At 75.1% G+C, this 12,357-nt stretch carries 12 protein-coding genes; 6 read left to right on the top strand and 6 right to left on the bottom strand.

Going from position 1 to position 12,357, the window contains the following annotated elements; translation table 11 throughout:
• The first annotated feature begins 44 nt into the window (after positions 1-44).
• The 5 genes from H505_RS0134780 (at position 45) to H505_RS0134800 (ending at position 5,097) form a co-directional block, all read left to right on the top strand.
• On the top strand, positions 45-1,103 hold the full coding sequence (locus H505_RS0134780) for a FecCD family ABC transporter permease (RefSeq protein ID WP_026405625.1): 1,059 nt from the start codon (positions 45-47) through the stop codon (positions 1,101-1,103).
• Positions 1,104-1,167: 64 nt separating this feature from the next.
• Entirely contained in the window at positions 1,168-2,220 is a 1,053-nt protein-coding gene (locus H505_RS0134785; RefSeq protein WP_026405626.1) for a FecCD family ABC transporter permease, read from the top strand.
• A gap of 2 nt (positions 2,221-2,222) precedes the next feature.
• Positions 2,223-3,059, top strand: a complete 837-nt coding sequence (locus H505_RS0134790; RefSeq protein ID WP_034521298.1) for an ABC transporter ATP-binding protein — start codon at positions 2,223-2,225, stop codon at positions 3,057-3,059.
• A gap of 98 nt (positions 3,060-3,157) precedes the next feature.
• On the top strand, positions 3,158-4,621 hold the full coding sequence (locus H505_RS0134795; protein ID WP_026405628.1) for an MFS transporter: 1,464 nt from the start codon (positions 3,158-3,160) through the stop codon (positions 4,619-4,621).
• Positions 4,618-5,097, top strand: a complete 480-nt coding sequence (locus tag H505_RS0134800; RefSeq protein ID WP_026405629.1) for a MarR family winged helix-turn-helix transcriptional regulator — start codon at positions 4,618-4,620, stop codon at positions 5,095-5,097. Before H505_RS0134795 ends, H505_RS0134800 begins: the two co-directional genes overlap by 4 nt.
• 139 nt (positions 5,098-5,236) lie before the next feature.
• Here the strand turns inward: H505_RS0134800 and H505_RS0134805 are convergent, their stop codons facing one another.
• The 5 genes from H505_RS0134805 to H505_RS0134825 are packed head-to-tail and all read right to left on the bottom strand — an operon-like array spanning position 5,237 to position 10,187.
• Complete coding sequence (locus H505_RS0134805) at positions 5,237-6,502, bottom strand: ABC transporter substrate-binding protein (RefSeq protein WP_026405630.1); 1,266 nt, start codon at positions 6,500-6,502, stop codon at positions 5,237-5,239.
• Positions 6,499-7,623, bottom strand: coding sequence for a branched-chain amino acid ABC transporter permease (locus H505_RS0134810; protein WP_026405631.1), 1,125 nt, complete (start codon positions 7,621-7,623; stop codon positions 6,499-6,501). The genes H505_RS0134805 and H505_RS0134810 overlap by 4 nt, the downstream gene beginning before the upstream one ends.
• Entirely contained in the window at positions 7,616-8,506 is an 891-nt protein-coding gene (locus tag H505_RS0134815; RefSeq protein WP_026405632.1) for a branched-chain amino acid ABC transporter permease, read from the bottom strand. Before H505_RS0134815 ends, H505_RS0134810 begins: the two co-directional genes overlap by 8 nt.
• On the bottom strand, positions 8,503-9,375 hold the full coding sequence (locus H505_RS46380; RefSeq protein WP_084551222.1) for an ABC transporter ATP-binding protein: 873 nt from the start codon (positions 9,373-9,375) through the stop codon (positions 8,503-8,505). The genes H505_RS0134815 and H505_RS46380 overlap by 4 nt, the downstream gene beginning before the upstream one ends.
• Positions 9,372-10,187, bottom strand: a complete 816-nt coding sequence (locus H505_RS0134825) for an ABC transporter ATP-binding protein (RefSeq protein WP_026405633.1) — start codon at positions 10,185-10,187, stop codon at positions 9,372-9,374. The genes H505_RS46380 and H505_RS0134825 overlap by 4 nt, the downstream gene beginning before the upstream one ends.
• 180 nt (positions 10,188-10,367) lie before the next feature.
• On the opposite strand from H505_RS0134825, the gene H505_RS46385 reads away from it, so the two are divergent.
• Positions 10,368-11,678: a PucR family transcriptional regulator gene (locus H505_RS46385; protein ID WP_245592710.1), complete on the top strand. Its 1,311-nt coding sequence runs from the start codon at positions 10,368-10,370 to the stop codon at positions 11,676-11,678.
• A 3-nt stretch (positions 11,679-11,681) separates the two neighbouring features.
• On the opposite strand, the gene H505_RS48365 is transcribed toward H505_RS46385, so the two are convergent.
• The gene (locus tag H505_RS48365; RefSeq protein ID WP_157433247.1) at positions 11,682-12,344 is read right to left on the bottom strand and encodes an Rv1733c family protein; all 663 of its coding nucleotides are present in this window, start codon (positions 12,342-12,344) and stop codon (positions 11,682-11,684) included.
• Positions 12,345-12,357: the final 13 nt, after the last annotated feature.

Raw genomic sequence — 12,357 nt, forward strand, 5'->3', positions numbered from 1 at the left:
TGTGGGGCCCCGCGCGGCGTCCCCGCCGTCCCCGGAGATCGCCCGTGACGTTGACGCAGTCCCCGCCGGCCGTGCCGGTGGACGTCCCGCCGAGGGGGCCGCGCGGACCCGCGCGGGCCGCCGGGCTGGCGGCCGCGGCGGCGCTGCTGCTGGTGATCGCGCTGCTGAGCCTCGCGGTCGGCGCGAAGCCGCTCTCGCTCGGCGAGGCGTGGAACGGTCTCATCGACCCCGCGTCGGACGCCTACACGGTCGTCCACGAGATGCGGCTGCCGCGCACGCTGCTCGGGCTGCTCGCCGGGACGGCCCTCGGGCTCGCCGGCGCGGTCATGCAGGCGCTGACCCGCAACCCGCTCGCCGACCCCGGCATCCTCGGCATCAACGCGGGCGCCGCCGCCGCGGTCGTCTCGGCCATCTCGTTCCTCGGCGTCGTCTCGTTCACCGGCTTCGTGTGGTTCTCGTTCGCGGGCGCCGGCGTCGTCGCCGTCCTGCTGTACGCGGTCGGCGGCGGGCGCGGCGCCACCCCGGCGCGGCTCGCGCTCGCCGGGTCCGCGCTGAACGCGGCCCTGTTCTCCTACGTCAACGCCGTCCAGCTCCTCGACACCGCGTCGCTGGACCGCATGCGCTTCTGGACGGTCGGGTCCCTCGCCGCCGCGCAGGACTACACCGTCGTGCGGGTCGCCCCGTTCGTCGCCATCGGACTCGTTCTGGCGCTGCTCCTGGCCCGTCCGCTGAACGCCTTGGCGATGGGCGAGGACGCGGCGCGCGCGCTGGGCGCACGGCCCGCGCGCGCCCGCGGCGTCGCGATCGTCACGGTGACGGTGCTGTGCGGCGCGGCCACGGCCGCGTGCGGCCCGATCGTCTTCGTGGGGCTGATGGTGCCGCACTTCGTCCGCGCCCTCACCGGCCCCGACCTGCGCTGGCTGCTGCCGTACTGCGCGTTGCTGTCCCCGGCGCTGATGCTCGCCGCGGACGTGCTCGGACGGGTCCTGGTGCGGCCCTCGGAACTGCAGGTGGGCGTCGTCATGGCCGTGGTGGGCGGGCCGGTGTTCCTCTACTTCGTCCGCCGCCCTCGCCTCGGCCGGTCCGGGAAGGCCGCCGCATGAAGGAGCGGAACGACCGCGTGCCGCGGTCCGCGGCGGGGGCCCGCCCCCGCGGAGAGGAGGTCTCGTGACGGCCCGCACCGCGCGCACGGCCGTGCTGCGCACGCCCGCCGGGGTCTCGCTCCGCTACCAGCCGCGCGCGCTCGCCGTCGCGGGCGGCTGCGCGGTCGTCGCGCTCGCCGTCGGGGTGCTGCTCATCGGCACCGGCGACTTCCCGATGACGCCCGCCGAGGTGGTCCGCACGCTGCTCGGGCAGGGCGGCCCGGCGGAGTCGCTGATCGTCAACGAGATCCGGCTGCCGCGGGCGGCGACCGGCCTGGCCGTCGGCGCGGCGCTCGGGCTCGGCGGCGCGATCTTCCAGTCGCTCACCCGCAACCCGCTCGGCAGCCCGGACATCCTCGGCTTCACCTCGGGCGCGTCCACCGGCGTCCTGCTGATGATCGTGCTGGCCGGGGGCGGCGGCGCGGCGGTCGCGTCCGGCGCCGTCGCGGGCGGTGCGGTCACCGGCCTGCTGATCTACGCGGTGGCCGGGCGGAACGGCGCGCACGGGCAGCGGCTCATCCTCGTCGGCATCGGGACGGCGGCGATCCTCACCGGCGTGAACGGCTACCTGCTCACCCAGGCGCACATCACCGAGGCGGCCCGGGCGGTGCTGTGGCTGACCGGCAGCCTGGACGGCCGCGACTGGGCCGACGTCGTGCCGCTCCTGGTCGCGCTGGCCGTGCTCGGGCCGCTGGTCCTGGTCGGCTGCGGCCGCGCGCTGCGGATGCTGGAGATGGGGGACGACGCCGCGCACGGGCTCGGCGTCCCGATCGAGCGCGCCCGGCTGATCATGCTGGGCGCCGCGGTGCTGCTGGTCTCGTTCGCCGCCGCGGCGGCGGGCCCGGTCGCGTTCGTCGCGCTGACCGCGCCGCAGCTCGCCCGCCGGCTGACCCGGGCGACCGGCCCCGGGCTGCTGCCCGCGGCGTGCATGGGCGCGGCGCTGCTGGTGGCCGCCGACTGGATCGCGCAGAACGCCTTCCCGGGGCGGCAGCTCCCGGTCGGCGTCGTGACCGGGCTGCTCGGCGGCGGATATCTGGTCTGGCTCCTGGTGGCCGAACGCAAGAGGGGACGGATTTGACGATGAAGAACGGGCCTCGTCCCGGCGGGGACGCGCGGCTGTCCGGCAGCGGGCTCACGCTCGCCTACGACAAGCGCACCATCACGCGGGAGCTCGACGTCGTCGTTCCGGACGGCTCGTTCACGGTGATCGTCGGGCCGAACGCGTGCGGCAAGTCGACGCTGCTGCGCGCGCTCGCCCGCATCCTCAAGCCGACCGCCGGGTCGGTCGTCCTGGACGGCGAGCCGATCGCGGGCTGGCCGGCCAAGAAGCTCGCGCGGACGCTCGGGCTGCTGCCCCAGTCGTCGATCGCGCCCGAGGGCATCTCGGTCGCCGACCTCGTCGCGCGCGGCCGGTACCCGCACCAGGGCCTGCTGCGGCAGTGGTCGAAGGAGGACGAGCGGGTCGTCGGCGAGTCGATGGCCGCGACGGGCGTCGAGGCGCTGGCGGACCGCAGCGTGGACGAGCTGTCCGGCGGGCAGCGGCAGCGCGTGTGGATCGCGATGGCGCTGGCCCAGCAGACGCCCCTGCTGCTGCTGGACGAGCCGACCACCTACCTCGACATCGCCCACCAGATCGAGATCCTCGACCTGTGCGCGCGCCTGCACGAGGAGGGCCGCACGGTCGTGGCCGTCCTGCACGACCTGAACCACGCCTCGCGGTACGCCACCCACATGATCGCGATGCGGGACGGGCAGATCGTCGCGGAGGGCGGGCCCGCCGAGGTCGTGACCGCCGACCTCGTCGAGAAGGTGTTCGGGCTGCCGTGCCGGGTGATCGACTGCCCCGAGACGGGCACGCCGCTGGTGGTGCCGGCCGCCCGCACCCGCGCCCCCGCCCCCGCCCCCGTCCTGAGCTGACCGTCCCCGGGCCCGCGCCGGGTCCGCGGCGCCGCCGGGACGTCCGCGAGATCGTTGTACGCTCAAAACAATTGTAGGTGTACAACGATCGGAGGGTCGTGACCGAACTCGGTCCGCGCCGGAAACTGCTGGTCCTGGCGATCTGCTCGATGAGCCTCCTGATCGTCAGCCTGGACAACACCATCCTCAACGTCGCGCTCCCCACCCTGCAGCGCGAGTTCGACACCTCGCTGTCCGGGCTCCAGTGGGCGATCGACGCCTACCTGATCGTGCTCGCCTCGCTGCTGATCACGTCCGGCGCGACCGCCGACCGGCTCGGCCGCCGCCGCACGTTCCAGACGGGCCTCGCCGTGTTCGCGCTCGGCTCGGTGCTGTGCAGCCTCGCGCCGTCCCTCGGCTGGCTCGTCGCCGCCCGCGCCGTCCAGGCGGTCGGCGGGTCCATGCTCAACCCCGTCGCGATGTCGATCATCACGAACGTGTTCACCGAACCGCGCGAGCGGGCCCGCGCCATCGGCGTGTGGGGCGCCGTCGTCGGGCTCGGCATGGCGCTCGGGCCGCTCGTCGGCGGGCTGCTGGTCGACTTCGTGGGCTGGCGCGCGATCTTCTGGCTGAACGTGCCGATCGCGCTCGCCGCGCTCGTGCTCACCGCCCTGTTCGTCCCCGAGTCGCGCGCCGAGCGGCCGCGCCGCCCGGACCCGGCCGGGCAGGGCATGATGATCCTGCTGCTCGGCGGGACCGCGTTCGCGATCATCGAGGGGCCGGGGCTCGGCTGGACCCACCCGGCCGTGCTCGGCGCCGCCGCCGCGGCCGCCGCGGCGCTCGCCGCGTTCGTCCGGAACGCGCGCCGCGTCCCCGAACCGCTGATCGACCTGCGGTTCTTCCGCAGCGTGCCGTTCTCCGGCGCGACGCTGATCGCGATCACCGGGTTCGCCGGGTTCGCCGGGTTCCTGTTCATCAACACGATCTACCTGCAGAACGTCCGCGGGCTGTCCGCGCTGCACGCCGGGCTCTACCTGCTGCCGATGGCGGGGACGACGGCGGTGTGCGCCGCGCTGTCCGGGCGGATCGTCGCCGGCCGGGGCCCGCGCCTCCCGCTGCAGATCGCCGGCGCGACGATGCTCGCGAGCGGCCTGCTGTTCGCCGTCGCCGACGCCCAGACGCGGGACGCCGCGCTGTTCACCGCGTACGTCCTGTTCGGCATCGGGTTCGGCATGGTCAACGCGCCGATCACCAACACCGCGGTGTCCGGGATGCCGCGCGCGCAGGCCGGCGTCGCCGCCGCCGTCACCTCCACCAGCCGGCAGATCGGCAGCGCCCTCGGCGTCGCGGTCATCGGTGCCGTGCTCGCCGCCGGGACCGCCGGGACGTCCGCCGCGTCCGCCTTCGCGGCGGCGGCCCGCCCGGCATACTGGGTGGTGGTCGGCTGCTCCGCCGCCGTGCTCCTGCTCGGGACGGCCACCACCGGCCGCCGGGCCGTCCGCAGCGCGGCGCGCGTCGCCGACCTGTTCGACCCCGCCGAACGCCCCGCGACCGGGGCCAGCACCGGAGCGAGCACCCGATGACCCACACCGAGCGCCCGAGCGGCCCCGGCGCCGCCACCGCCCCGGCGTCCGCGCCCGGGACCGATCCCGCCGCCCGCGCCTGGCGGAACCTGCGGCTCGCGATCCTGGAGCGCGGCGACCGCCGCCGCGAGGCCACCGCGGCGCTCGGGATGAGCTTCTTCCGGGTGAAGGCGCTGTGCCGCATCGCCGCCGCGCCCGCCCCGATGACGCTGCGCGACCTCGCCCACGAGCTGGTCACCGACCGCCCCTACGCGACCCTCGTGGTGGACGACCTCGTCGGCCGCGGCCTCGCGGAGCGGACCGTCAACCCCGGCGACCGGCGCTCCAAGCTCGTCACGGCCACCGCCGCCGGGCGCGCGGCGGCGGCGGAGGCCGAGCGCGTCCTCAACACCCCGCCGCCCGCCCTGCGCGACCTGCCGCCCGAGGACCTCGCCGCCCTCGACCGCATCGCGGCCCGCCTCGCCGCCGAACTCTGACCCCCCGGCGAACTCCGAACCCCCGGCGGACGAACGGCCCCGGACGCGCGTGCGCCCGGCGCCCGCCGGGGAGGGCGGGCGCCGGGCGCGCGGGGGAGCGGGCCGGCCGGACCGGCGGGAGGCCCGGCCGGTCAGCGGGTCACTTGCCGACCGGGACCTCGTAGCCGGTCGCGGTCTCGGAGGCCGCGGCCTCCCGCTCGACGACCAGGCCGCCGAGGGCCTCCTTGTCCGTCCGCAGGATGTAGGTCTTGCGGGTGGCGGGCTCGGTCCACGTGGAGAAGTCCATCGGGGTGCCGTAGCCGGTGTCGTAGGACTTGCGGGCCCGGTGGGCGTTGATGACGCCGTCGCGGGTGAGGTCCTTGGCCTCGCACGCCTCCTTCAGCGCGTCCACGAAGATCACCGCGTTGGTGTAGCCGTTGACGACCGCGTTGTCGAGCGGCTGCCCCGGGTACTTCTTGCCGTACGCGTCCGCGAGCTTCTTGACCGCGGGCAGGTCGGAGCCGATCGGCGCGCCGGCGCTGGTCAGGTAGAAGCCCTTGAGCAGCGCGGGCGCGGCCTCGGTCTCCAGGAGCTGCGGGGAGAACCCGGAGTTGCTGGCGACGATCGGGGCGGCCACGCCGCGGCTGCGGACGATCCCGGCGAGCGACGCCGACTGGCGCGGGCCGGCGCTCATCAGGATCGCCTTCACGTCCGCGCTCTCCAGGGCGGACGCCTGCGCCGTCATGTCGGTCGCGGTCGCCTTGATCTTCTGCTCGACCAGCTCCAGGCCGTACTTCTCGGCCGCGGCCTTGGAGCCGTTCAGCGCGCTCTCGCCGTAGTCGCCCTCGAAGTACACGTGGCCGACCTTGTCGCCCTTCTCGACCATCCCCTCCTCCACCAGCCAGGACACGCCGTTGATCATGTCGACGTCGTAGGTGGTGCCGGTGACCTGGATGTACTTGCTGCCGAGCAGCGTCGTCGACCAGGCGTTGGGGAGGATGAACATCTTGTCGGTCTCGATGCGCTGCTTGAGCGCCGTCACCATCGGCGAGCCGATGAACTGCGGCATGCCGATGACCTCGCCCTGCAGCTCGCTGTAGGCGGAGACGGCCTTCTGCACGTCGTAGCCGTGGTCGCGGACGACCAGCTCCAGGTCCCGGCCGCAGACGCCGCCGGCCTTGTTGACCTCCTCGACGTACAGCTGCTGCGCCTGCGTGAGGCTCTTGCCGAGCGGCGCGTAGACGCCGGTCAGGTCGGTCTCGACGCCGATCTTGATGACGTCGTCGGTCACCCCGGTGCCGACCTTGACGCCGTCGGCGTCGGTGCCGCCCGAGCCGCCCGTCGCCTTGCCGCTGCAGGCCGTCACGCCCAGCGGCAGGACGAGGGCCAGGGCGGCCGCCGCCGTGATGCGCACCTTACGCTTCATGCCGGTTGCTCCTCTTTCTGATCGAGTCGGTGCAGTGATCGGGCGGACCGGCGCCGGGCCGCGGCGAGACGCAGCCGCGTCCAGAGCCCGAGCAGTCCGCCGGGCAGGAACAGGACGACGGCGACGACGGCGGCGCCGTACAGGATGCGGGCGGCCTCGGCGGGGGAGACCCCCTCCGAGCCCGGCTCCGCGACCAGGGGGAGATCGTTGCCGAAGCGGGTGAGGAGCTGCGGGAGCACGGAGACGAACACCGCGCCCGCCACCGCCCCGGCCGCGGACCCGAGTCCGCCGATGACGATCATCGCGAGGTAGTCGAGGGACAGGAACATGCCGAAGTACTCGGGGACCGTCCGGCGGAACGCCAGCGCCAGCAGCGCGCCCGCCGCCCCCGCGTACATCGACGACAGGACGAACACGCCGCCGCGGTAGCGGGCCACCGGGACGCCCATGACCGCCGCCGCCACCTCGTGGTCGCGGATCGTGTTCATCGCCCGCCCCGGGCGGCCCCGCAGGATGCCCCGGGCGATCCAGACCGCCGGGATCAGCAGCGCGACCCCGAGGAACCACAGCCGCTCCAGCGCGCCCAGCGGCACGTTGAACAGGACGAACTCGGGGCTGTCGGCGAACGCGAACCCGAAGATCTCCATCGGCGGGACGTCCCGGCCGTTGAACCCGCCGGTGACGCTCTCGGCGTTGAACAGCACGTGCTGCCCGATGAAGATCAGCGCGAGCGACGCGATGCCGAGGTAAGTGCCGCGCAGCCGCCCGGAGATCGGGCTGAACAGGCCGCCCGCGATCCCGGCGAGCAGGATCGCGCCGACGAACGCCAGCGGCGTCGGCAGCCCGAGCCCGCTGAGCCCGTGGTCGGGGTCGGAGTCCGACGCCAGGTACACGTACCCGTACGCGCCCACCGCGAGGAAGAACGCGTGCCCGAGGGACAGCTGCCCGGTCGCGCCGGTCAGCAGGTTCAGGCCGATCGCGCCGATCGCCGCGGACATCGCGAACAGGCCGGTCTGCAGCCAGAACGCGTCCACGTAGAACGGGACGGCGAGCAGGACGGCCGTCGCGGCGGCCGTCGCGAGCAGGGGGCCGCCGACACGGCGGGACGCGCGCTCAGACACGGGTCAGCTCCCTCGTGCCGAACAGCCCGGCGGGCCGGATCAGCAGGATCACGATCATGACCACGAACGGGGCGACCTCGCCGATCCCGCGGCCCAGGAACGTCAGGTCGCCCTGGTAGCCGGTGACGAGCGACTCGGTGAGGCCGATGATCAGGCCGCCCGCCAGCGCCCCGGTCGTGGAGTCCAGGCCGCCGAGGATCGCCGCCGGGAACGCCTTCATCGCCGCGAACGAGGTGCTGCGGTCCAGGCCGGGCGTCGGGAACACGGTGAGGAAGAGCGCGGCGACCGCCGCCAGCGCTCCCGCGACGGCCCACGCGCTCAGCGACACCCGGGTCAGCCGGATGCCCATCAGCGCGGCCGTCTCGCCGTCCTCCGCGGCGGCGCGCATCGCCACGCCCCACGACGTGTAGCGGAACGCCGCGAGGAACGCCGCGATCAGCAGCGCCGCGACGAGCAGCGCCGCGATGCGGGTCTGCGCGATGCTGACGCCGCCGAAGGTGACGACCTGGCTCTTCCACGGGTCGCCCATCGACAGCACCTCGGTGCCGATCTGCCGCGTCAGCTCGGTCGTCAGCACGATGTCGACGCCGATGGTGACGATGGCCAGCACCGCGTGGTTCTCGGCGCGCGCCCGCCGCAGCACCAGCACCTCGACGAGCGCGCCGATCAGCGCGGCGCCCGCGATGCCCGCGGCGAGCGCGGCCCAGAAACCGATGTGCTCGTGCAGCTTCGCCGTGATGAAGCCGCCGACGAGCAGCAGCGACGCGTGCGCGAAGTTCACCACCTCGGTGGCCTTGAAGATGATCACGAAGCCGAGGGCGATCAGCGCGTACACCGCCCCCATCGAGAGCCCGTTGATCACCAGCTCGATGAAGGTGCTCAAGCCTTCTCCTCTTCCGTGCCGGCCCGCGGGCCGGGCTGCGAGTCGGCCCCCGGGCCGGTGCCGGTCCCGGTGCCGGTCTCAGCGTCGGTCTCCGCGTCGGTCTCCGTGTGCGCGCCGCCCAGGTACGCCCGGATCACCGCGGGATCGCGCTGCACCTCGTCCGGCGGGCCGCTCGCGATGCGCTTGCCGAAGTTCAGGACGGTCACCTCGTCGGCGAGCCGCATGACCATCCCCATGTCGTGCTCCACCAGCAGGATCGAGACGCCGAGGTCGGCGCGGGCGCGGCGGATGACCTCCGCCATCCGCACCCGCTCGGCGCCGTTCATCCCGGCGACCGGCTCGTCCAGCAGCAGCAGGCGCGGCTCCAGCGCGAGGGCGCGGGCCAGTTCGAGCCGCTTCTGCACGCCGTACGACAGCCCCGCGACGGGCGCCGCGAGGTACTCCTCGACGCCCACGAACCGGGCGATGTCGCGGACCCGCGCCCGGTGCCGGGCGTCCTCGCGGCGCGCGTGCGGCAGCCGCAGCCCGGCCGCGACGAACCCCGCCCTGGTGAGCCGGTGCCGCCCCAGCATGAGGTTGTCCTCGACCGTGAGGTTCCGCGACAGCGCGATGTTCTGGAACGTCCGCGCCACGCCGAGCGCGGCGATCCTGTCCGGGCGCAGCGAGGTCAGCTCCGTCCCGCCGAACCGGACGCTGCCCTCGGTCGCCTTGTAGACGCCGGACAGGACGTTGAAGCAGGTGGACTTCCCGGCGCCGTTCGGCCCGATGACCGCGTGCACGCTGCCCGGCGCGACCGTGAAGGCGACGCCGTCCAGCGCCGTCAGCCCCGCGAACCGGACCGTGAGGCCGGTGACGGTCAGCTCGCTCATCCCGTCCACCTCTCGAGCGTCGGGGCGGAGCCGGCCGTCCGCTCGGCCTCCGCGGCGTCCGCGGCCGCGTCGTCGTCGGCGACGCCCAGGTAGCGGCGCCGCACCTCGTCGCTCGCCGCCAGTTCCGCGGACGGCCCGTGCAGCGTCACCGCGCCGACCTCGAGCACGTGCGCGGTCGACGACAGCTCCAGCGCGAGGGCGGCGTTCTGCTCGATCAGCAGGATCGCGGTGCCCTGCCGGTTGATCTCGGTGACGGTCTCCGCGATCCGCTCGGCCATCAGCGGCGCGAGGCCGAGGGTCGGCTCGTCCAGCAGCAGGACGGACGGGCGCGCCATCAGCGCCCGGCCGATCGCGAGCATCTGCTGCTCGCCGCCCGACAGCAGGCCCGCCCGCTGCCCGGCCCGCTCGGCCAGGATGGGGAACAGCTCCAGCACGCGCGCCCGGGACTTCGCCGTCCCCGACCGGTCGCGGGCGCCGAGGGCGCCGGCCCGCAGGTTCTCCTCGACCGTGAGCCGCCCGAACACCCGCCGCCCCTCCGGGACCTGCACCACCCCGGCGGCCACCACGGCCGCGGGGCGGAGCCCGGAGAGTGTGCGACCGCCCAACCGGACGGCGCCGGACTCCACCGCGCCGCGGTGGAACGGGAGCGTGCCCGAGATCGCCCGGAGCAGCGTCGTCTTGCCCGCCCCGTTCGCGCCGAGCACGGCCGTGACCGAGCCCGCGGGTACTTCCAGCGACACCCCGCGCAGGGCCCGGACGGCCCGGCCGTAGCTCACCGACAGATCGCGGACCTCGAGGGTCCCGTTCGCCATGCGCGCCTCCTGCAAGTCGTGTGGCAGGCACCCCAGCACGGGCCCCGCGGGGGCGTCTACGGGCGCGCGGCAAGACGGGGCAGGGATCCAATCGAACGGCATTCGGGTTGTGTGCCGAGCACAGCCTGAGAAGCGGGGCATTGCGTTCGTTCGGTGTGATCCATGACACTGTGTCGGCAGATGCCTGACCGGAGGTCGTTCATGCCGCTCACCAGCGCCGATGCCGCTCTGGACACCGGTGCCGCCGTCGACTCGGCGGCCGGCGCCGCGCCCGGGACCGCCGACCCGGACGCCCCGCGGGCCGACGCCGCCCGCGCGGCGCGCGTCCGGCTGCGGGCGATCGCCGGCCGGATGCACGACCGCATCCCCGAGCTCGCCGACCGGCTCGTCGCCGAGGTCCTGGCCGAGGACCCGCTCTACACCGACTTCGTGCCCCGCGAGGAGTTCTGGGAGTCGGTCCGCGCCTGCCTCGAGGCGGGCCTCGTCCGGCGCGGGCCGAAGGCGCGCGGCCGCCGCCCCGACCTGTCGGAGGCCGAGCGGGTCGGGCGGCGCCGCGCCGAGCAGGGCATGCCGCTGGAGTCGCTGCTGCGCAGCTTCCGCATCGGCGGGCGCGTCGTCTGGGAGGCGCTGATCGAGGAGGTGACCGACGACGGCCCCGACGCGATGGCCGACCTGCTGCGCTACGCCAGCACCGTCTGGCACATCGTCGAGCAGCAGTCCACGGTCGCGTCCGAGGTGTACCGGCGCACCGAGTCGGAGATGCTGCGGCGCAGCGACGAGCGCGTCCAGGCCCTGCTGGACGCGCTGCTGGAGGGCCGCGGCGCCGACGGCGGGCTCGCGCAGGCCGCGTCCGCCGCCCTAGACCTGCCCGAACGCGGCCGGTACGCGGTGGTGGTGCTGCGCGCCGCCCGCCGCGACCCCGGCTTCGAGCGCCCCGACGAGCTGGACGGGCTGCGGTTCGTCTGGCGGATGCGCACCGACGGCGAGGTCGGCGTCGTCGCGCTCGGCGACCGCGAGCCGCAGGACGTCGCCGCCGCGCTGCGCGACCTCGTCCCCGGCGAGGCCGGCGTCAGCACCGTCGTCGACGGGCTCGCCGGGCTCGGCCGCGCCCGCTGGCTCGCCGAGACCGCGCTGGCCACCTGCCGGCCGGGGGAGCGGCGGGTCGTCCGGCTCGACGACCGGCTGCCCGGCGCCCTCGTCGCCGCCCAGCCCGAACTGGCCGGGCTGCTGAACGCGCAGGTCCTCGGGCCGCTCGACGCGCTCGACGCCGCCGACCGGGAGATCCTGCTGGAGACGCTGGAGACGTGGCTGGAGTGCGAGGGGTCGGCGATGCGCACCGCGGGCCGCCTCTACTGCCACCGCAACACGGTGTTCAACCGGCTGCGGCGGCTGGAGCAGCTGACGTCCCGCTCGCTGCAGCGCCCGCGCGACGTGGTGGAGCTGTCGCTCGCCCTCGACGCGGCCCGGTTCGCGGGCACCGGGCGGCCCTGACGCTCAGAAGCGGGGGCCGTGCCCGGCGGCGTCCAGCCGCGCCCAGGCGGCGTCCCACAGCGCGTCGCGGCGCCGGTCGCAGTGCCGCCGGACCAGCCCGTACGCCACCGCGGCGGGGAGCGCGGCGCCGAGGACGGCGGCGGTGCCCGCGTACACCGCGTCGGTGACCGTGCGGCTGTGCGGGCGGGGCGCCACGGTCGGCTCGCCCGCCCCGTCGACCCAGATCGCGCGCCGGTCGCCGATGTCGACGCCGCGCCAGCTCGGCAGCGTCCCGGCGCGCGGCTTGCCGTCCGGGCCCGGCCACGTCGCCTGGACGGTCTCGTGGACGAACCGGTCGCCCGACGCGGCCGTCCCGCCGGTCTTGGTGACCGTCGCGGTGACGCGCTGCCGGTCCTGCCGCTCGGCGTCCTCCGCGCGGGCCCCCGCCGCGTACGACACCGACCCCGCCCACACCGCGAGCGGCGGCGCGACGCCGAGGAAGATCAGCAGCAGGGCGAACCCGAGCAGCCGCTGCACGCGGTCGACCGGGCGGCGCAGCTCGTTGTGCTCCAGGCCGAGTCTCCTGCGCAGCGGCGTGTGCGGCCGTGCTGGAGCGGTCGCCCGCGACCGGCGGTTCGGCCCGCCCTCGCCATGGCCGTCGCCGCGACCGGAACCGGACCTGCGCATCTCTCGTCACCTC

The organism is Actinomadura rifamycini DSM 43936 (assembly GCF_000425065.1).
Classification (GTDB): Bacteria; Actinomycetota; Actinomycetes; order Streptosporangiales; family Streptosporangiaceae; genus Spirillospora; species Spirillospora rifamycini.

Excerpts from the sequence above, each read along its gene's own strand:
- H505_RS0134825 (WP_026405633.1), bottom strand. The coding sequence starts at position 10,187 with ATGGCGAACGGGACCCTCGAGGTCCGCGATCTGTCGGTGAGCTACGGC.
- H505_RS0134805 (WP_026405630.1), bottom strand. The coding sequence starts at position 6,502 with ATGAAGCGTAAGGTGCGCATCACGGCGGCGGCCGCCCTGGCCCTCGTC.
- H505_RS48365 (WP_157433247.1), bottom strand. The coding sequence starts at position 12,344 with ATGCGCAGGTCCGGTTCCGGTCGCGGCGACGGCCATGGCGAGGGCGGG.
- H505_RS46385 (WP_245592710.1), top strand. The coding sequence starts at position 10,368 with ATGCCTGACCGGAGGTCGTTCATGCCGCTCACCAGCGCCGATGCCGCT.
- H505_RS0134800 (WP_026405629.1), top strand. The coding sequence starts at position 4,618 with ATGACCCACACCGAGCGCCCGAGCGGCCCCGGCGCCGCCACCGCCCCG.
- H505_RS46380 (WP_084551222.1), bottom strand. The coding sequence starts at position 9,375 with ATGAGCGAGCTGACCGTCACCGGCCTCACGGTCCGGTTCGCGGGGCTG.
- H505_RS0134790 (WP_034521298.1), top strand. The coding sequence starts at position 2,223 with ATGAAGAACGGGCCTCGTCCCGGCGGGGACGCGCGGCTGTCCGGCAGC.